This window comes from Neisseria sicca, from assembly GCF_017753665.1.
GTDB lineage: Bacteria > Pseudomonadota > Gammaproteobacteria > Burkholderiales > Neisseriaceae > Neisseria > Neisseria flava.
This window is the reverse complement of sequence record NZ_CP072524.1, coordinates 1,379,880-1,398,181: the sequence shown is the minus strand read 5'-3', so window position 1 is coordinate 1,398,181 and position 18,302 is coordinate 1,379,880. Positions and strand designations below refer to the sequence as shown.

At 52.0% G+C, this 18,302-nt stretch carries 19 protein-coding genes; 11 read left to right on the top strand and 8 right to left on the bottom strand.

Annotation, left to right across the window (positions count from 1 at the left end; translation table 11 throughout):
• Positions 1-12 precede the first annotated feature (12 nt).
• Positions 13-978, top strand: coding sequence for an IS30 family transposase (locus J7445_RS06595; protein WP_209282796.1), 966 nt, complete (start codon positions 13-15; stop codon positions 976-978).
• A gap of 112 nt (positions 979-1,090) precedes the next feature.
• Here the strand turns inward: J7445_RS06595 and J7445_RS06590 are convergent, their stop codons facing one another.
• Positions 1,091-2,287 carry an acetate kinase gene (locus J7445_RS06590; protein ID WP_209282795.1) on the bottom strand — a complete coding sequence of 399 codons (1,197 nt, stop codon included), beginning with the start codon at positions 2,285-2,287 and terminating at the stop codon, positions 1,091-1,093.
• A gap of 59 nt (positions 2,288-2,346) precedes the next feature.
• Between J7445_RS06590 and J7445_RS06585 the strand changes: the two genes are divergently transcribed.
• The 4 genes from J7445_RS06585 (at position 2,347) to J7445_RS06570 (ending at position 4,632) form a co-directional block, all read left to right on the top strand.
• The gene (locus J7445_RS06585) at positions 2,347-2,562 is read left to right on the top strand and encodes a hypothetical protein (RefSeq protein ID WP_180949637.1); all 216 of its coding nucleotides are present in this window, start codon (positions 2,347-2,349) and stop codon (positions 2,560-2,562) included.
• Between the two features lie 248 nt (positions 2,563-2,810).
• Positions 2,811-3,116 (top strand): HLGFF motif protein, encoded by a 306-nt coding sequence (locus tag J7445_RS06580; protein ID WP_209282794.1) that lies wholly within the window; start codon positions 2,811-2,813, stop codon positions 3,114-3,116.
• Positions 3,116-3,313: a cbb3-type cytochrome oxidase assembly protein CcoS gene (gene ccoS / locus J7445_RS06575; RefSeq protein WP_003744897.1), complete on the top strand. Its 198-nt coding sequence runs from the start codon at positions 3,116-3,118 to the stop codon at positions 3,311-3,313. The genes J7445_RS06580 and ccoS overlap by 1 nt, the downstream gene beginning before the upstream one ends.
• The gene (locus J7445_RS06570; RefSeq protein WP_209282793.1) at positions 3,310-4,632 is read left to right on the top strand and encodes an MFS transporter; all 1,323 of its coding nucleotides are present in this window, start codon (positions 3,310-3,312) and stop codon (positions 4,630-4,632) included. The genes ccoS and J7445_RS06570 overlap by 4 nt, the downstream gene beginning before the upstream one ends.
• A 221-nt stretch (positions 4,633-4,853) precedes the next feature.
• Here the strand turns inward: J7445_RS06570 and bamC are convergent, their stop codons facing one another.
• Together bamC and dapA are read right to left on the bottom strand one after the other, a co-directional pair.
• Positions 4,854-5,981 (bottom strand): outer membrane protein assembly factor BamC, encoded by a 1,128-nt coding sequence (gene bamC / locus J7445_RS06565; RefSeq protein WP_070655249.1) that lies wholly within the window; start codon positions 5,979-5,981, stop codon positions 4,854-4,856.
• Between the two features lie 80 nt (positions 5,982-6,061).
• Entirely contained in the window at positions 6,062-6,943 is an 882-nt protein-coding gene (dapA, locus tag J7445_RS06560) for a 4-hydroxy-tetrahydrodipicolinate synthase (protein ID WP_019270225.1), read from the bottom strand.
• A gap of 346 nt (positions 6,944-7,289) precedes the next feature.
• Between dapA and J7445_RS06555 the strand changes: the two genes are divergently transcribed.
• Both J7445_RS06555 and J7445_RS06550 read left to right on the top strand, forming a co-directional pair.
• Positions 7,290-8,000, top strand: coding sequence for an AzlC family ABC transporter permease (locus J7445_RS06555; RefSeq protein ID WP_209282792.1), 711 nt, complete (start codon positions 7,290-7,292; stop codon positions 7,998-8,000).
• The gene (locus J7445_RS06550) at positions 7,997-8,305 is read left to right on the top strand and encodes an AzlD family protein (RefSeq protein WP_003740656.1); all 309 of its coding nucleotides are present in this window, start codon (positions 7,997-7,999) and stop codon (positions 8,303-8,305) included. The genes J7445_RS06555 and J7445_RS06550 overlap by 4 nt, the downstream gene beginning before the upstream one ends.
• Before the next feature lie 129 nt (positions 8,306-8,434).
• On the opposite strand, the gene J7445_RS06545 is transcribed toward J7445_RS06550, so the two are convergent.
• A complete protein-coding gene (locus tag J7445_RS06545; RefSeq protein WP_209282791.1) occupies positions 8,435-9,400 on the bottom strand; it encodes an IS30 family transposase in 966 nt (321 codons plus the stop codon).
• 118 nt (positions 9,401-9,518) lie between these two features.
• On the opposite strand from J7445_RS06545, the gene rlmB reads away from it, so the two are divergent.
• Complete coding sequence (gene rlmB / locus J7445_RS06540; RefSeq protein ID WP_209282790.1) at positions 9,519-10,268, top strand: 23S rRNA (guanosine(2251)-2'-O)-methyltransferase RlmB; 750 nt, start codon at positions 9,519-9,521, stop codon at positions 10,266-10,268.
• Positions 10,269-10,552: 284 nt separating this feature from the next.
• Here rlmB and J7445_RS06535 read toward each other — a convergent pair whose 3' ends face one another.
• Positions 10,553-11,506: an L-lactate dehydrogenase gene (locus J7445_RS06535; protein WP_209282789.1), complete on the bottom strand. Its 954-nt coding sequence runs from the start codon at positions 11,504-11,506 to the stop codon at positions 10,553-10,555.
• 339 nt (positions 11,507-11,845) lie between these two features.
• On the opposite strand from J7445_RS06535, the gene J7445_RS06530 reads away from it, so the two are divergent.
• A complete protein-coding gene (locus tag J7445_RS06530; RefSeq protein ID WP_209282788.1) occupies positions 11,846-12,640 on the top strand; it encodes a factor H-binding protein in 795 nt (264 codons plus the stop codon).
• Positions 12,641-12,847: 207 nt separating this feature from the next.
• Here J7445_RS06530 and J7445_RS06525 read toward each other — a convergent pair whose 3' ends face one another.
• The 3 genes from J7445_RS06525 to J7445_RS06515 all read right to left on the bottom strand — a co-directional run bounded on the left by J7445_RS06525 (position 12,848) and on the right by J7445_RS06515 (position 15,818).
• Entirely contained in the window at positions 12,848-13,855 is a 1,008-nt protein-coding gene (locus J7445_RS06525; RefSeq protein ID WP_209282787.1) for an IS5 family transposase, read from the bottom strand.
• Between the two features lie 225 nt (positions 13,856-14,080).
• Complete coding sequence (locus J7445_RS06520; RefSeq protein WP_209282786.1) at positions 14,081-14,932, bottom strand: DUF1853 family protein; 852 nt, start codon at positions 14,930-14,932, stop codon at positions 14,081-14,083.
• 70 nt (positions 14,933-15,002) lie between these two features.
• Positions 15,003-15,818: an RNA methyltransferase gene (locus J7445_RS06515; RefSeq protein ID WP_209282785.1), complete on the bottom strand. Its 816-nt coding sequence runs from the start codon at positions 15,816-15,818 to the stop codon at positions 15,003-15,005.
• Positions 15,819-16,001: 183 nt separating this feature from the next.
• Here J7445_RS06515 and J7445_RS06510 point away from each other — a divergent pair, with 183 nt between their 5' ends.
• Both J7445_RS06510 and J7445_RS06505 read left to right on the top strand, forming a co-directional pair.
• The gene (locus J7445_RS06510) at positions 16,002-16,787 is read left to right on the top strand and encodes an inositol monophosphatase family protein (RefSeq protein WP_209282784.1); all 786 of its coding nucleotides are present in this window, start codon (positions 16,002-16,004) and stop codon (positions 16,785-16,787) included.
• 198 nt (positions 16,788-16,985) lie between these two features.
• On the top strand, positions 16,986-18,287 hold the full coding sequence (locus J7445_RS06505; RefSeq protein WP_209282783.1) for a TolC family protein: 1,302 nt from the start codon (positions 16,986-16,988) through the stop codon (positions 18,285-18,287).
• The last annotated feature ends 15 nt before the right edge of the window (positions 18,288-18,302 follow it).

Sequence of the window (18,302 nt, the reverse complement as noted above, 5' to 3'; positions counted from 1 at the left end):
AGAAAGATTGCCATGAGCTACACGCAACTGACCCAAGACGAACGATGCCACATCCAATACCTGTCCCGCCACTGCACCATCGCCGAAATCGCCAAACAGCTTAACCGCCACAAAAGCACCATCAGCCGCGAAATTAAACGGCACCGCACCCAAGGGCAGCAATACAGCGCCGAAAAAGCCCAGCGGCAAAGCCAGACTATCAAACAGCGTAAGCGACAACTCTATAAGCTCGATTCGCAGCGGATTCAACACATCGACACCCTTATCCGCCGCAAACTCAGTCCTGAACAAGTATGCGCCTACCTGCGCAAACACCACCAAATCACGCTCCACCACAGCACCATTTACCGCTACCTTCGCCAAGACAAAAGCAACGGCGGCACCTTGTGGCAACATCTCAGAATATGCAGCAAACCCTACCGCAAACGCTACGGCAGCACATGGACCAGAGGCAAAGTGCCCAACCGTGTCGGCATAGAAAACCGACCCGCTATCGTCGACCAGAAAACCCGCATCGGCGATTGGGAAGCCGACACCATCGTCGGCAAAGGACAGAAAAGCGCATTACTGACCTTGGTCGAACGCGTTACCCGCTACACCATCGTCTGCAAATTGGATAGCCTCAAAGCCGAAGACACTGCTCTGGCAGCCGTTAGGGCATTAAAGGCACATAAAGCCAGAGTGCACACCATCACTATGGATAACGGCAAAGAGTTCTATCAACACACCAAAATAGCCGAAGCATTGAAGGCGAAAACCTATTTTTGCCGCCCCTACCATTCTTGGGAGAAAGGGCTGAATGAGAACACCAACGGACTCATCCGCCAATATTTCCCCAAACAAACCGATTTCCGAAACATCAGCAATCGGGAGATACGCAGGGTTCAAGATGAGTTGAACCACCGGCCAAGAAAAACACTTGGCTACGAAACGCCAAGTGTTTTATTCTTGAATCTGTTCAAACCACTGATACACTAGTGTTGCACTTGAAATCCGAATCCAAGGTCGTCTGAAATAGGTTTTCTGAAAACAGTCAGCAACAAAAAAACCTGCCGTTTTCGGCAGGTTTTTTATCGGATGATGCGCTGTATTACAGGCCGCTCAGACGGGCGGTGTCGTGTGCGATCATCAATTCTTCGTTGGTCGGAATCACAACGGCGACGGCTGCGCTGTCGGCAGTCGTAATCACGCCTGCGTTACCGAAGCGGGCTTTCAGGTTGGATTCGTGGTCGGCTTTCAGACCGAGGAAGCCCAAGTAGCCGAGTACGCGCTCGCGGATGATGTCGGAGTTTTCGCCGATACCGCCGGTGAAAACGAGTGCGTCAAGACCGCCGGCTGCGACAGCCATGCTGCCGATGTATTTGGCGAGGCGGTAGATGAAGATTTCCAGAGCCAGTTTAGCACCTGCGTGGCCGTTGGCGGCTTCTTCTTCGATGGTACGGCAGTCGTTGGACAAACCTGAGATGCCGAGCAGACCTGATTTTTTGTTCAGCATGTCGGTGATTTGGGCGATGGTCATGTTGGCATTTTCAGCCAAGAAGCTGAACACTGCGGGATCGATGTCGCCGCTGCGTGTACCCATCACGAGGCCTTCCAGCGGGGTCAGGCCCATGCTGGTATCGCGTGATTCGCCGTTGGCGACGGCGGTAATAGATGCGCCGTTACCCAAGTGGGCAATCACCATGCGCAGGTCTTTTTTGTCTTTGCCGAGGAAACGGGCGGTTTCATCAGAAACGTAGCGGTAGCTGGTGCCGTGTGCGCCATAGCGACGCAAGCCGTATTTTTCATACAGTTCATGCGGAATAGCGTAGGTGTAGGCATGTTCCGGCATGGTTTGGTGGAAGGCGGTGTCGAAAACGACAACGTTGGGCAGACCTTTGAAAATGCTTTGTGCGGCACGCAGACCCAAGAGGTGCGCAGGGTTGTGCAGCGGAGCGAGCGGAATACATTTTTCGATGCCGGCGATAACTTCGTCGTCAACGAGGATGGATTCGCTGTACAGTTCGCCGCCGCTGACGACGCGGTGGCCAATGGCGCCGATGCGGCTGTCGAGGCCGTGGGCTTTGAGTTCTTCCATCAGCGCTTCAACTGCGCCGGTGTGGTCGGGCTTGGCAGACAGGTCGACTTTGTGTTTTTCGCCGTTTACTTTGAACGTGATGTAAGCGTCGGGCAGGTTGAGTTTTTCAGCAAGGCAGCTGAGCAGGACTTCGCCGTTGTCGTTATCCAGTACGGCGCCTTTGAGGGATGAGCTGCCGCAGTTCAAAACTAAGATGAGTTTTTGGGTCATTTGTTGTGGCTCCTGAAGGTTTCAGACGACCTGTGTAGGCAGTATCGGCAATCTGTTCTTTGTCGTCGATATCCCGCCAAACATCTCCCGCAGGCATAGTGGATGCGTTGAGGGCGGCGCCGAGCGTCTGCGCGGCAGGCCGTATCGGTTGGTGGCGTAAAATCTATGAAAGAAAAAATTATCGTTACATTCGGAATGGCGGCAACTTTATGAATGTTGCTTTCCTTGTTGCTTCTGCCGCCGCTGATTCGGCGGGGTCGTCTGAAATCGGTTGATGAATGTAAACCGCGCTATTCTAGCAAAAAACGGGTTCGGCTGCTTGGCTTAATGTTTGACTTGGAACAGTCTGGAGACGATAAAGGAAGATATTGATGTTTAAAGGGAAACGGTTTGTTTTCAGACGACCCGTCGAACGCGGGGGCGTAAAGCCCTTTGCAGGGGCGTGTCAAACTGTTACATTTAGACAGTTTTTGTGTTCACTATGTCGTCTGAAAACAGCGGCAGCCTTTTAAGATTCTTTGATATGCACTATTTCAGTATCCATACGCAACAAGGCACCCATGTGGGCTTTTTCATCATGCTGCCGGATGATGAATCCGAAACGCAGCCGCAGAGCGGGCGTTTTGCCGTCAAGCTGCAAAGTGAAGAAGGCGTGGCGGCGGAGGCTTTGACTCCTTTCGAGCAAACCGAGATTCCGCAATATTGGCGCGTTGTGAAAGACCGTATCGAGCTGTTTTTCGACGACGCCCTTGTCGGCTCGCTGCGCAACGAATATCTGACCGTATCGGGGCAGACTTTCGTCTTAACCGATTTGACCGGAGCGATGTGATGGAAAGTATGTTTATTTTGGTGCCCATCAGCATCATTTTGGCGTTTGCCATCGGCTATTTTTTCTGGTGGTCGGGCAAAAACGGACAGTTTGACGATCTCGAAGGACCGGCACACCGCATTCTGATGGACGACGATTCCACCGACAAACTGCTTGAAAACGAAATAGAAAAAGAAGAACAAGAATCCGAAAAATGAGCATCAAAAAAGACAATCTGAATTTCCCGACCAGCCGCCGTTTCGCCCCATTATTCGGCACGCAGTTTCTGGGCGCGTTCAACGACAATATGTTCAAAACCGCGCTGTTTGTGATGATCAGCTTTTACGGTTTGGGCAAAAACGACTTCTTGCCCGCCAGCCAAATGCTGAACTTGGGCGCATTGCTGTTTATCCTGCCGTATTTCCTGTTTTCCACGCTGTCGGGACAATTGAGCACCAAATTCGACAAAGCCGTCTTAGCGCGATGGATCAAAGTATTGGAAATTGTCATCATGGCGGTGGCGGCGTTCGGCTTCTATATCCAGTCCGCCCCGCTGCTTTTGGTCTGCCTGTTTTGCATGGGCGCGCAATCGACGTTGTTCGGCCCGCTGAAATACGCCATCCTGCCCGATTACCTCAACGACAAAGAGCTGATTATGGGCAACAGCCTGATCGAATCGGGAACATTTATCGCCATTTTGTTCGGTCAGATTTTAGGCACGTCCGTCGCAGGCTTGCCGCCCTCCGTCGTCGGTATCTTAGTCTTGCTCGTCGCCATCGGTGGCACGTTGACCAGCTTCTTCATGCCTAACGTCCCCGCCAAAGCCCCCAACACCAAAATCGAATGGAACATCGTCAAAGGTACGCACGCGCTCCTGCGCGAAACCGCGCAATATGATTCCGTCTTCACATCCATCATCGGCATTTCATGGTTTTGGTTTATCGGCTCGGTTTACACCACCCAACTGCCGACTTTCACGCAAATCCATTTGGGCGGCAACGACAACGTCTTCAACCTCATGCTCGCCCTATTCTCCATCGGCATCGCCGCCGGCTCGGTGTTGTGCGCCAAACTCAGCCACGAACGCCTGCTCTTGGGCTTGGTAACCGTCGGCACGACCGGTTTGACCGTATTCGGCTTGATTTTGGTATGGCTGACCCAAGGACAACGCTTTACCGAACTCAACGGCATCACCTGGTTCCTGTCGCAAGGCATGGCGTATCCCGTCATGCTCGTCATGACGCTGATCGGCTTCTTCGGCGGCTTCTTCTCCGTCCCGCTCTACACTTGGCTGCAAACCGCCAGCAGCGAATCCTTCCGCGCCCACGCCGTCGCCGCCAACAACATTATCAATGGCGTGTTCATGGTATCGGCTGCCATTTTAAGCGCGGTACTCTTGATGCTGTTCGACAGCATTTCCCTGCTTTACCTGATCGTCGCCATCGGCAATATCCCCCTGATTGTTTACCTGATCCAGCGCGAACCCCGTTTCTTAAACGATATGGGCAAGATATTCAGCAATATTATCAAACGGTAAGCTTAAGCGAAAGGTCGTCTGAAAACAGGATTTCTGTTTTCAGACGACCTTTCGCTTAGCTGATGTTTAAGCGTCAATCGTCCTTAAAATCAATCTGATGTCTTCATTTTATACTTGAATCATAAATTGACAGGTCTATTTTGGGAATGACTGTATTTTGCTTGTCGCTTTTGATAAGCGCAAAAAAAACCTCCTGCGGACAGGAGGTTTTGAAAAGCGGGTTAGCGCAATTCGGTATGCAGGCGACTGATGAGCGTAGAGGCATCGCTGCCGTTGTATGCGCTGCCGTCTTTGTTGAGAAGGCGGATTCGTGAACCGCCGTTGATAGGCTCGACGAATACGATGATTTCGGGGTAGGCTGCCGGTTTCTCAACTTTTTTGCCTTTGCCGAACATACGGCCGAAGAAGCCCGGTTTTTTCGTGGAAACGGCTTCGCTTTCGTTAGGTGCCTGTTGAACCAAGAAGGCGTGGCGTTCGATGTTTTGACCTAAGACATTCAAGCCGATGCGGTCGAGGGCGAGCGCGGTGCGGCGCCAGTTGCGGCCGTAGTCGCCGGAGACGAGCAGGGTGTTGCCGTCGATTCGCGCCAATTCGTTGCCGCTGCGTTTGGCAACGCTTTGGGTCAGCGCGTTTTCGGCTTGTTGCTGATCGACGCCCATATATTGCATGAAGCGTGCGAGGAAGGCGGCTTCAAGATTTGGGTCGTTGGCGGCAGGCTGCCATGTGGTCGTGTCTTTGTTTTTGTCTGCGTAAACTTCTTTCATGCCTTTGTGGGCGAAGAAGACGTCGGTCGTGCCGTTTTTGCTTTGTTCGATACGGATGATAAATTTATCGCGCTCGCTGGTGGAATAGATGCCGCCTAAGCCGACTTTGTCCAAGAGGCGGCGCAGGCCGTCTTGAGGAATTTTCGCGCGGTTTTCAGCCCACTCGGTTTCCATTTGACCGATACCGGGTTCTTCGGATTTGATGTCGAAACCGTTTTCTTGCCAGAATGCTTTCAGCAGAGGCCAAATTTCGGCAGGGGATTTACCTTGGACTTCAACCCAGCGTTGGTTGCCGTCGCGCTCCAAACGGACACCTTTGACGGATTTAAGGACGTCGGAATTCGCGGCTTGTTGGGCTGCGGATGTGCGGCGGCTCAGGTCGCTGGCACGGACGGCACCGCTGCCCGCAGGTACTTGATAAAGATTGCCTTGATCGGGGTTAGTCAAATCAGGCGGTACTTCTAATTTGACGATTTTGCGGGTCTGGGTTTGGTAATCCAGCTTGGGCAGGTCTTTTTTGTTGCCTGAACAGGCAGTCATGCTGATCAGGGCGATTGCTACGACGACAGGTTTCATATAGGCCATATTGGTTTCCTGTGGGATGTGATGGGTTAACGGCAGGTCGTCTGAAAATTTGGAAACGGTTTTCAGACGACCTTTGCGGTTTATGCGGTGAGTTGTCCGGATTCTTGCAATGCGGCGCGGACTTTTGCCTGTCCGGCTTCGGTCAGGGGAACGAGCGGCAGGCGGACATAAGGGTCGCATTTGCCCAACGCGGATACGCCCCATTTGGGCGCGGCAGGGCTTGGTTCGCAGAACATAGTGTTATAAATCGGAATCAGGCGGTCATTTAATTGACGAGCGGTCGCAATATCTCCTGCAAGGGCGGCGCGGCACATGTCGGCGAAGAGTTTGGGGGCGACATTGGCGGCAACGGTAACGACGCCGTGTCCGCCGCAGAGCATGAAGGGCAGGCCGGTGGGGTCGTCGCCGGAAAGGATGGTGAAACCTTCGGGCGCGTGTTTGATCAGTTCGAGATTGTTGCCGATGTTGCCGCTGGCTTCTTTGACGCCGACGATATTCGGGATTTTGGCAAGGCGCAGGATGGTGTCGTTGGTCATGCCGACGACGGTGCGGCCGGGTACGTTGTAGATAATCATCGGAATCGAAGTGGCTTCGGCGATGGTTTTGAAATGTTGGTAAATGCCTTCTTGGGAGGGCTTGTTGTAATAGGGGACGACGGAGAGGGTGTAGTCTGCGCCGGCTTTTTCGGCGGCGCGGGAGAGCGCGATGGCTTCGAGAGTGTTGTTGGCACCGGTGCCCGCGATGACGGGAACGCGCTTGTTGACGTGTTTGACCGTTTCTTCGATTACGCTTAAATGTTCTTCGACGGAGAGGGTGGCGGATTCGCCTGTCGTGCCGACGGCGACGATGCCGTCAGTACCGTTTTCGATATGCCAGTCGATCAAATCGCGGAGTTGTTCGTAATGGATGCTGCCGTCTTGATTCATGGGTGTAATCAGGGCAACCAAACTGCCTTGTAACATAAGAAAACCTTTTATTTGTAGGGCGCAATAGGGTTTGCTTCTAAAGGGAAGGAAATGCTTGGGATTGTAGCTTACTTTGTTGTTTGTGTGAAACATATTGACCGGGCGGTTGCCGTGCGAAGCTGAACGTAATGTTTATCTTAATGAATAATGATGTTTTTAATCAAAAATTTAGCATATTTTCATAGTGAAATGCCTGTCAAGGATTAAAAAGTGTTAAAGTCTTGCGGAGATGATTTTTGCTTTATCGAAGCCCGTTTCAGACGACCTTTTTAAGTTTGTCCGACTGTGTATAATACCTTCCCTCATTTTCTATCTTCAAACCCTCTTTAAGCTCCCCAATAAAATGACACACCCCAATTCCCCGCAATCCGAATTTCTACGCGGCATCAAAGAAACCTCGCCCATGCTCATCGGGCTTTTGCCGTGGGCGTTGATATTGGGTATGCAGGGCGGTCAGAAGGGCATGAGTTGGCTGGAAATGCTGATGATGACGGGCATGAATTTCGCCGGCGGCTCGGAATTTGCGGCGGTCAACCTGTGGGTAAACCCGTTGCCGATTCTGCTCATTGCCACCGTTACCTTCATGATTAATTCGCGCCATATTCTGATGGGGGCGGCAATCGCGCCCTATATGCGCGATATGCCGCTGAAAAAAGCCATGCCTGCGTTATTTTTTATGTGTGACGAAAGTTGGGCGATGGCGTTTGCGGAAATCCAAAAACGCAAGGCGATGGGGTTGCCGGCATTCAATATGCCGTTTTATGCGGGCGTGTGTTTCATCCTCTACACCACTTGGATCGGCTTTGCGGCGTTTGGCGCGGCGGTCGGACCGATGTTCGGCGATGTCGCGGCATGGGGCTTCGGCATGGCATTTCCCGCCGTGTTTTTGGTGCTGCTGCGCGGAATGTGGAAAAGCTTTAAGGCGGCACGCCCTTGGTTTGTCAGCCTGATTGTGGCGTGCGGGACTTATTTGTCGGTGGACGGGCATTGGTATGTGCCGATGGGCGCGATTTCCGGCCTGCTTGCCGCCTATCTTTGGGGAGAGAAGGAATGAAGGATTTGCTGTCTTGGCAGTCGTTCCTGCTGTTTGCCAGCATGCTGGCGGTAACGTATTCCACCCGCCTTATCGGTTTTTTCGCCTTGCGCAATCGCACTTTAAGCCGCCGTGCACAAATTGTGATGGAAGCCGCGCCGGGTTGCGTGTTGATTTCTGTCATCGCGCCTTATTTCGTGTCCGACAAGCCGCACGAGTTGATTGCCATTGCGCTGACCGTGCTTGCCGCTAGTAGGTTTTCTATGTTGGTTACCGTGTTGATCGGCGTGGGCAGTTCGGGGTTGTTGGGGTATTTGATGCGGTAGGTGGTTGCATTTGAGTGAAACTGGATACACTTGTTTTCAGAGTGCGCAGCCTCCTGACGGGACGACCTTTCCCTTTCAGACGACCTTATCTTGTTATAATGTCCTTGGATTCGGATTTCAAGTGCAACACTAGTGTATCAGTGGTTTGAACAGATTCAAGAATAAAACACTTGGCGTTTCGTAGCCAAGTGTTTTTCTTGGCCGGTGGTTCAATTCATCTTGAACCCTGCGTATCTCCCGATTGCTGATGTTTCGGAAATCGGTTTGTTTGGGGAAATATTGGCGGATGAGTCCGTTGGTGTTCTCATTCAGCCCTTTCTCCCAAGAATGGTAGGGGCGGCAAAAATAGGTTTTCGCCTTCAATGCTTCGGCTATTTTGGTGTGTTGATAGAACTCTTTGCCGTTATCCATAGTGATGGTGTGCACTCTGGCTTTATGTGCCCTTAATACCCTAATGGCTGCCAGAGCAGTGTCTTCGGCTTTGAGGCTGTCCAATTTGCAGATGATGGTGTAGCGGGTAACGCGTTCGACCAAGGTCAGTAATGCGCTTTTCTGTCCTTTGCCGACGATGGTGTCGGCTTCCCAATCGCCGATGCGGGTTTTCTGGTCGACGATAGCGGGTCGGTTTTCTATGCCGACACGGTTGGGCACTTTGCCTCTGGTCCATGTGCTGCCGTAGCGTTTGCGGTAGGGTTTGCTGCATATTCTGAGGTGTTGCCACAACGTGCCGCCGTTGCTTTTGTCTTGGCGAAGGTAGCGGTAAATGGTGCTGTGGTGGAGCGTGATTTGGTGGTGTTTGCGCAGGTAGGCGCATACTTGTTCAGGACTGAGTTTGCGGCGGATAAGGGTGTCGATGTGTTGAATCCGCTGCGAATCGAGCTTATAGGGTTGTCGCTTACGCTGCTTGATAGACCGGCTCTGCTTCTGGGCCTTTTCGGCGCTGTATTGCTGCCCTTGGGTGCGGTGCCGTCTGATTTCGCGGCTGATGGTGCTTTTGTGTCGGTTAAGCTGTTTGGCGATTTCGGCGATGGTGCAGTGGCGGGACAGGTATTGGATGTGGTATCGTTCGTCTTGGGTCAGTTGCGTGTAGCTCATGGCAATCTTTCTTGCAGGAAAGGCCGTATGCTACCGCATACTGGCCTTTTCCTGTTAGGGAAAGTTGCACTTCAAATGCGAATCCGCCGTCGTCTGAAATTTTTTATAAAGCAAAATCATGGCAAACCAAAGACTCATCTACGGCTTCCACGCCGTCAACGCCCGCCTGTGGCAAAACCCGAAATCGATTACCGAACTCTACATCCAAGAAGGCAAAAACGATGCCCGCACGCGTGATGTACTGGAAAAAGCGGCAAACGAAAACGTGCGCGTACACTTTGCCGACGCCGACCGCCTCAGCGCCATCAGCAAAGGCGCGCGGCATCAGGGCGTGGTCGGATTTATCGACGCTTCCAAAAACCACGTCCACCTCGAAGACGTATTGGAAAATCTCAGCGAACCGCCGCTATTGCTGATACTCGACGGTATCACCGACCCGCACAACCTCGGCGCGTGCCTGCGTACCGCCGACGCAATGGGCGTACACGCCGTCATCGCGCCGAAAGACAAAAGTGCGGGACTGAACGCCACCGTCAGCAAAGTCGCCTGCGGCGCGGCGGAAACCGTTCCCTACATCACCGTAACCAACCTCGCCCGCACCCTGCGCGAGCTGAAAGAATACGGCATCTGGATCATCGGCACCGACATGGGCGGCGACGCCGACCTCTATCACTGCGACCTGCCCGACAGCGCGGCATGGGTGATGGGCAACGAAGGCGAAGGCATGCGCCGCCTGACGCGCGAACATTGCGACATGCTGGTGTCGATACCCATGTTCGGCATGGTCGAAAGCATGAACGTCTCCGTCAGCGCAGGCATGGTGTTGAGCGAAACGCGCCGGCAAAGAGTGTTGAAAGCAGAAAAATAGGACTTAGGTTTGCGTACAAAAAACGTCGTCTGAAAACTGGAAATGCGGTTTTCAGACGACGTTTTTTCATGGGCGGGTCAGTGCCGTCATGCTTGCACGTCCTGAATCCGTCAGTCTGCCATTAAAGTAATCTTCAAACACTTTTGAACATTGCAAGTCCGGATTTCCGCTGCGGTATAGGTATTTTTACAATATTGACGGATTAACTTCCCCTACATAGCAAACGTCGTCTGAAAACCAAATTTCCAGTTTTCAGACGACGTTTTATTCAGAAGCTATTCTGTTTATCCGACCATTTCATCGACTTTGCGTTGATAGCTTTTCAACAGCTCCGCCGAGCGGGCAAAGCGTTCGATTTCGTCGTCTGAAAGTTGCAGGTCAATGATGCGTACCGCGCCTTGGCGGTTGACGACGGTCGGTACGCCGATATACACACCGTTTTGTCCGAACTCGCCTTCAAGCAGGGTAGAAACGGGCAACACGACGCCTTGATTGTGCAGGATGGCGTTGGAGATACGACTCAAGCCCATACCGATGCCGTGGCTGGTCGAACCTTTGGCGGCGATGACTTCGTAGGCGGCATTGCGCACGTTGTTATAGATTTTGTCCATACGCTCCTGCCCGTCTTCTGATTGTTCCAACATCTTCTGAACCGACATACCGGCGATGTTGGCGGTACTCCAAAGCGCAATGATGCTGTCGCCGTGTTCGCCGATCATCATGGCATCGACGCTCCAAGGCGCGACGTCGAATTCGTTGCCCAGACAGACGCGGAAACGGGCGGAGTCAAGGATAGTGCCCGAGCCGATAACGCGCTCTTTGGGCAGGCCTGAAAAGCGCAGGACGGCATAAGACAGTACGTCCACCGGATTGGAGGCGACCAAGAAGATACCGTCAAAGCCCGAAGCCATGACTTTCGAAACGATGTCGCGGAAGATGCGCAGGTTTTTGTCGATTAAGTCCAAACGGGTTTCGCCGGGAGCCTGCGCCGCGCCCGCACAAATACACACGATATCTGCATCCGAGCAATCATCGTAATCGCCGACGTAAATACGCGCGGGCGAGGCGGCATAAGGCATTCCGTGGCGGAAGTCGCGCGCTTCGCCTTCCGCGCGCGTACGGTTGATGTCGATTAAAACCATATCGTCGCACAAGGCTTGGTTGAGCATGGAATAGGCGTAGCTGACACCGACCGCGCCTAAGCCTACAACCACTACTTTATTACCAACTTTTTTCATATTTATTCCTGTTTGTTTGTAAATAGGAATTATTAATAGCACCAAGGCAGAGTGCCGTCAAATTTCAGACGATCTGTTTGCTTTGTAGCGGATTGTAGTGGAAAAATAAGCACATAAGGTATTTACCGGTCAGGGCGGGAGCAATGGCAAGAAAAGCAGAAAAGAGGATTGATATAATGCAGTATATTTATTTTGATTTAAATCATGAATATCATCATAAAATCGTTATAGTATAACTTATGGAGTGTATCCGAAGATTCGGACGGATTTTGTTTGCAGACATTGCCGCCGAAATACGGAGGCACAATAGTCATGAATCATGATAATGAAAGGAAACGAATGAAAGCGAAATCTTTATTGGCGGTTTTGGCTGCCACCTGCATTTTGTCCGCTTGCAGCAGCGCAGGCAGCAGTTTGGCGGACGGACTGACCAAGCCGTTTGATCCTAATGTAAAAGATTGGAAGCAACTGACTGTTTCCGAATCTGTTCCCGACGGCGGCGTACTGGAGTTGACCGACAGGGGCGGTAAAACCCAAACCCTGAAAAAAGGCGGGGTTTTGGATACGGGTTATCTGAAAAACGACCGTGTTTCCGATTTTGACTATGTGAAAAAAATCAATGTAAACGGACAACTTATCGAATTGGAACGCGGTGATTTCTTGGTGTATAAACAAAACCATTCCATCGTTGCCGCCACTTTGGCAAAGCAGAAAACCAATCCGAAAGATGGCACACGTTCCGAGGCTTTCGATTTTCATGTTAACGAAATTCAGGGGCAGGACATTGCTTTCGGTAATCTGCCTAAATTGGGACAAATAAACTACAAAGGTATCGCGTTCAACGGCGACGACCGCAGCGGGCATTTGTCTTACACGGTTGATTTTGAGAAGAAACAAGGTAGCGGCAGCATCAGCGGAATGCATAGCGGCTATAACGTCGAATTGGCGAAAACCGACATCCAAGCCATGGGCAACGGCTCAGGCTTGAGCGGCAAGGCTATAAAGGATGGGGTGGAAAAAGGCAGTTACGAGCTGAAGCTTTTCGGCAGTAAAGCCGAAGAAATTGCCGGTAAGGCTAAAATCAACGACGGCGGTAAAATTCAGGAAATCGGTTTGGCCGGTAAGAAAGAGTAGGGCGGGACAATCCTCAGCCTGACGGATAAGGTCGTCTGAAACCTTTATTTTAGATAAAAGGAGACCTTTGCAAAAAAGCCCTTCCCCCGACAGCCGGAACCCAAACACAGGTTTTCGGCTGTTTTCGCCCCTAATTGCGCCTAATTTTACCCAAATACCCCCTTAATCCTCCCCGGATGCCTGATAATCAGGCATCCGGGCCACCTTTTAGGCGGCAACAGGCACACTTAGCCTGTTAGCCGCTTTCAACAGGTTCAAACACATCGCCTTCAGATGGCTTTGCGCACTCACTTTAATCAGCCCGAAATAGGCTGCCCGGGCGTAGCGGAATTTACGGTGCAGCGTACCGAAGCTTTGTTCCACCACATAACGGGTCTTCGACAAATATCGGTTACGTTTGGTTTGCGCTTCCGTCAGCGGACGGTTGCGGTGGGCTTTGCGCATAATGCCGTCTAACAACTGATGCTCTTTCAGATGTTGCCGGTTTTCCGCACTGTCGTAGCCTTTGTCGGCATAGACGGTCGTATCTTCGGCTATACCTTCCAGCAAAGGCAACAGGTGGTTGCACTCATGGGTATTGGCGGGGGTGATGTGCAGTTTCTCGATATAGCCTTCCTCATCGGTACGGGTATGTTGTTTGTAACCGAGTCTGTAGAGGCCGTTTTTCTTTGTCCAGCGGGCATCTTTGTCCTTACTCGGTGTGGTTTGGCCGCTGACTTGTCCTTCCTCATCGACTTCTATGGCCTGACGCTGTTTGCTGCCGGCGGTCTGAATAATGGTGGCGTCAATGACGGCGGCGGATGCTTTCTCTATTTTTAGGCCTTTTTCGGTCAGTTGGCGGTTAATCAGTTCCAGCAATTCGGACAGGGTGTCGTCTTGCGCCAGCCAGTTGCGGTAGCGGCATAAGGTGCTGTAATCGGGGATGCTCAGTTCGTCAAAACGGCAAAACAGGTTGAAATCGATGCGGGTGATGAGGCTGTGTTCGAGTTCGGGATCGGAGAGGCTGTGCCATTGTCCGAGCAGGACGGCTTTGAACATGGACAACAGGGGATAGGCGGGACGGCCGCGGTGGTCTCGGACGTAACGGGTTCTTTGACGATTCAGGTATTGTTCGATCAGTTGCCAATCAATCACCTGATCCAACTTCAATAGTGGGAAGCGGTCGATGTGTTTGGCAATCATGGCTTGTGCGGTTTGCTGGAAGAAGGTGCTCATGGAAAATCCCCTAAATGTCTTGGTGGGAATTTAGGGGATTTTGGGGAATTTTGCAAAGGTCTCAAAAGGTTTCAGACGACCTTTTTGTATCGGCAATTTGGAAAATACAGCTAAATTACTTTATTTTCGATACGCAACTCACCGGGAATGACGGAATTTGATGGCATGCTGTATTTAAAGTTAAGTATGTTTGCTATATGGTTTGTAGGTGTGGATGCTTTGGACTCAAACAACTTTCATGATGCGTTCGATTTCATGCCAAAAGCCGTCGGGGCGCAATTCGAGTTTGGCGATTAAGCCGCTTTCGATTTGGCGGACGTCTCGCTCGGACAGGGTTTGCGCCTCGGTAACGCGGGCGGGGGCAAGGTATGCCATGCGGTCGATGAGGTGGTAACGTGCGCCGTCGTGGGTCGGATATGTCGACCAGTCTCGGATAAAGACGCCGCGCCAGCAGTATGGGTTCAACGGGGCTTCGGCGGAATCTGCACCGATGGAGAAAAAGCCGATGCCACGTATTATTGAGGCGGGTTGCGGCGCGTCGGGGAGGCGGTTTTGCCGCAGGGTTTCGCTGCCATTGGAGGATTGAAACAGGGCGAGTTGGCGGGGCAGTTTGGCGGCTTTGGTGGCGAGGGTGTCTTTGGCATTGAGTCCATGCATCTCTGCGGATTTGCCGCTGTCGCTGCCGTAATATTTGCAGGTCAGTTCGATGTGGTAGGGTTTGCCGTTGATGGAGGTGATGAAATCGGCGGCGCCTTGCGTGAGGTCGTCTGAAAACACGGGCAGATTATAGGCGTGCAATTCGGTATGCGGCGCGTGGGTGAACCAAAATGCGAGCAGGCGTTCGGCGTAGATGCCGAGTCGGTTGCCGAAGGGGGCGTGTTCGGCGAGATAGTCGTTGAGCGGGGCGGGATTACCGTCCAAATCCAAAAGATAGCGGAAGCCGCGTTCGCCCAACAGTTCGCGCACGCTCAGTTCACAGCCGCTTTGCCAAAGCGGCGGAGCGGTCAGTAGGCTGGCGAGATCGCGGACGGACGGGGTGGTGAGTTTCCACCATAGGGCATCTAGGGCGTAGTTCATGGCTGTATCTGGTTGATAGTTTGGCTGAGGTCGTCTGAAAACTTGCAATCAAGTTTTCAGACGACCTTTTTCAGTCTTTCTTCTTCAAACGATGGCTGACGGTATTGAAAAAGCCGCGCAGGATGTCGATGTCTTCGGTTTGCGTGTTGGCACGGCTGAACAGACTCTGCATTCGGCGCATCAGGCGTTCGCTGTTGCGGCGGTTGAAGAAGCCGATGTCGTCCATGACGCTTTCCATGTGGGCGACCATGCCTTTGATTTGCTCGTGGGTGGCGGCGTGGTCTTCTTGTTGCAGGTGGGTCATGGGCATATCGGTCTGACTGAAGATTTCGTAGCACACGACCTGAACGGCTTGGGCGAGGTTGAGCGAGAAATAGTCGGGATTGCCGTTGATGGTCATCAGGCGGTTGCAGGCCTGCACTTCTTCGATGCTTAAGCCGAAGGTTTCGTTGCCGAAGACGAGGGCAACTTGTTCTCCGCGTTGTGCCGCCTGCAATAATTCGGGAACCAGTTCGCGCGGGGTTTGCAGCGGGGCGGTGATTTCGCGGCGGCGGCTGGTAAGGGCGCAGGCGAGCGTGGTGTTGACGAGGGCTTCGTCGAGTGTGGCGGCAATCACGGCGTTGTGCAATACGTCTGCCGCACCGGAAGCGAGAATGAAACTTTCCTCCGGCAGTTGGAAGTCTTGCGGGTTTTCGGGGTTGAAAACAGGCGGTTGTCCGGTCATCGGCGTGGACATCAAATTCGGGGCAACGATGGTGAGATTGTGCAGCCCCATGGTCTTCATGGCGCGTGCGGCGGAGCCGATATTGGCAGGATGGCTGGTGCGGGTAAGGATGATACGGATATTGCCGAGATAGTCGGGCAATTCAGGTTTGGCTGAAGTCATGTTTTGTTTTCGGTTTGTTCGGGAATCGGGTATAATACGCCATCTTTTTGTTTTCAGACGACCTTTCGCCTTTGGGCTTGAGAGGTCGTCTGAAATGTTCTTTAACAACGTCGGAAACGTACAAACGTTGCGTTCGGTGTAGATGCGCCGGACGGTATTTTACCTGATTTAGAAAGAAAACCCATGAATCCGTTTTTAAATACCGCTTTCAAAGCCGCCCGCAAAGCCGGGCAGATGATGATCCGCGCAAGCGGCAATCTGGATGCCGTCAAAGTTGACAGCAAGGCATTCAACGATTTCGTTTCCGACGTTGACCGCAATTCCGAGATGATTTTGGTGGAAGCGCTTAAAGAAGCCTATCCGCATCACAAAATCACTTGCGAAGAAGGCGGTTCTCACGGCAAAGCCTCTTCGGAATACGAATGGATTATCGATCCGCTCGACGGCACGACCAACTTCTTACACGGCCATCCCCAATACGCGATTTCTATGGCGCTGCTGCACAAAGGCGTGTTGCAGGAAGCTTTGGTGTACGCGCCTGAGCGCAACGATGTTTACATGGCTTCTCGCGGCAAAGGTGCGTTGCTCAACGACCGCCGCATCCGTGTTTCTTCCCGCATTGAATTGAACCGCTGCTTGATCGGTACCGGCTTTCCTGTCGTTGATCAAAGCATGATGGAGAAGTATCTGGCGATATTGAAAGACTTTTTGGCAAAAACTGCCGGAGGTCGCAGAGAAGGCGCGGCTTCGTTGGATTTGTGTGCCGTGGCGGCCGGCCGTTTGGACGGTTTCTTCGAGTTCAACCTCAAACCTTGGGATATTGCCGCAGGTGCGTTGATCGTGCAGGAAGCGGGCGGTATCGTTACCGATATGTCCGGTAACGAAGGCTGGCTGGAAAGCGGCGATATTGTGGCAGCCAATCCGAAAGTGCTGGCGCAGATGCTGCAAATTATTGCCGGACATCTGTAAAACAGGAGGTCGTTTTCAGACGACCTTTTGTCCGTCTTAATACGGTGTCGTGATTTAGCAATATTAGGAATATCATCCATGTTACTTTCAGGGGCATATAACTACCTTTTGTCGCAATCTGAAAACAGAGATTCCGATTAATGATAATATGCTCAAAGAATTGATTTGCAAAAGGCCGCGCCTCTGCCAATCAGATAAATGACGAACCGTATTGCTGTGAATAATATGAAGAAAAAAACATTTTTGAATCGTCCTGAGTCATCCATCCTTCGCGCTGGCAAGCTTGCTGCCGCAGTTTGTGCGGCGGTGTGTGCGACAACAGCGCAGGCGTATCCTTTGCAGGCTATTTTAAGGGATGCCATGGTGTCCGATCCGATTGTGAAGGAAGCGAAAGCGACCGAAGATTCGGCAAAAAGCACAACAAAGGCAACCCGTGCTCGGCATTATCCTGTGTTGACGCTGACGGGTACCAAAGTTTTGGCGCAGAAAAACAAATATTCCAGCAGCGATATGAGTGACGGTGTTGGCATACGCGGAACTGTGAATGTTTATTCATGGGGTGCCATCAATGCGGCGGTACGGCGCGATAAAAATAGAGAGCAATACTATCATCAGCGCTATTTTGAAAATCAGGAACGCTTGGGCAGCGACATCGGCAAGCTCTATTTGACCGCATTGCGCGCGAAAGAAATCCTGCGCATCAACCGTCAAAGTCTAGTTCGGCACAATAATCTTCTGAAAGATTTGAACATTATCGTGAAATACGACAGCGGCCGCCGTTCCGAACTCATCGAAGCGCGTGCGCGCCAGTTGCAGGTCGAATCATCAATCGCGCAACAACAGCGTACGATGGAATTGGCGTTGAGCCGCTTGTCACGCTACACCGGACGGCAGTTGACGGCAGAAGATTTGGAAGATCCGTTTGCCAACGACAGCGCGGAATCATTGGTTCGCCGTTTCAAAACCGTCGATAACAACACCAATCCTTCCTATCGGGCGCAGGTAGCAGAACGCGACAGCGTGAAGGCAGATTTAGACGTTTCCAAGGCAGAACGTCTACCCGCCGTAAATTTGGAAGGTAATGCGAACCGCGACAACAGACAGCTTTATCTGAATGTGGCATGGAATGTCTTGGACGTTGCCGCGCGCCATAATGTGCAGAAAAATGCTGATGCATTGATTGCTGCCGAATCGAAATCCGAGCAGATTATGCGCGACATTACCGAGAAAACCCAAACTGCCGAAATCGACATGCGCGAGAGCGAACGCCGTGCCGATATTGCCGCGCAACATATTGCCGCTCAAAAAGACGTGGTTAAAACTTACGAACTGCAATTCAAAATCGCCCGCCGCACGTTGACCGACGTTTTGGGCGCATACAACGAATTGTCCAGCATCGAGCAGGAAAACATTTCAGCGCGCAACGATTTCCGCGATGCCGCGTTGGATTATTTATCTGCGCAGGCGCAAGTGGCAAATTGGGCAGGCTTGAAGCAATAACATAAAATCTTAACA

Coding starts and splice junctions, on each gene's coding strand:
- J7445_RS06595 (WP_209282796.1), top strand. CDS start 13: ATGAGCTACACGCAACTGACCCAAGACGAACGATGCCACATCCAATAC.
- J7445_RS06590 (WP_209282795.1), bottom strand. CDS start 2,287: ATGACCCAAAAACTCATCTTAGTTTTGAACTGCGGCAGCTCATCCCTC.
- J7445_RS06580 (WP_209282794.1), top strand. CDS start 2,811: ATGCACTATTTCAGTATCCATACGCAACAAGGCACCCATGTGGGCTTT.
- ccoS (WP_003744897.1), top strand. CDS start 3,116: ATGGAAAGTATGTTTATTTTGGTGCCCATCAGCATCATTTTGGCGTTT.
- J7445_RS06570 (WP_209282793.1), top strand. CDS start 3,310: ATGAGCATCAAAAAAGACAATCTGAATTTCCCGACCAGCCGCCGTTTC.
- bamC (WP_070655249.1), bottom strand. CDS start 5,981: ATGGCCTATATGAAACCTGTCGTCGTAGCAATCGCCCTGATCAGCATG.
- dapA (WP_019270225.1), bottom strand. CDS start 6,943: ATGTTACAAGGCAGTTTGGTTGCCCTGATTACACCCATGAATCAAGAC.
- J7445_RS06555 (WP_209282792.1), top strand. CDS start 7,290: ATGACACACCCCAATTCCCCGCAATCCGAATTTCTACGCGGCATCAAA.
- J7445_RS06550 (WP_003740656.1), top strand. CDS start 7,997: ATGAAGGATTTGCTGTCTTGGCAGTCGTTCCTGCTGTTTGCCAGCATG.
- J7445_RS06545 (WP_209282791.1), bottom strand. CDS start 9,400: ATGAGCTACACGCAACTGACCCAAGACGAACGATACCACATCCAATAC.
- rlmB (WP_209282790.1), top strand. CDS start 9,519: ATGGCAAACCAAAGACTCATCTACGGCTTCCACGCCGTCAACGCCCGC.
- J7445_RS06535 (WP_209282789.1), bottom strand. CDS start 11,506: ATGAAAAAAGTTGGTAATAAAGTAGTGGTTGTAGGCTTAGGCGCGGTC.
- J7445_RS06530 (WP_209282788.1), top strand. CDS start 11,846: ATGAAAGCGAAATCTTTATTGGCGGTTTTGGCTGCCACCTGCATTTTG.
- J7445_RS06525 (WP_209282787.1), bottom strand. CDS start 13,855: ATGAGCACCTTCTTCCAGCAAACCGCACAAGCCATGATTGCCAAACAC.
- J7445_RS06520 (WP_209282786.1), bottom strand. CDS start 14,932: ATGAACTACGCCCTAGATGCCCTATGGTGGAAACTCACCACCCCGTCC.
- J7445_RS06515 (WP_209282785.1), bottom strand. CDS start 15,818: ATGACTTCAGCCAAACCTGAATTGCCCGACTATCTCGGCAATATCCGT.
- J7445_RS06510 (WP_209282784.1), top strand. CDS start 16,002: ATGAATCCGTTTTTAAATACCGCTTTCAAAGCCGCCCGCAAAGCCGGG.
- J7445_RS06505 (WP_209282783.1), top strand. CDS start 16,986: ATGACGAACCGTATTGCTGTGAATAATATGAAGAAAAAAACATTTTTG.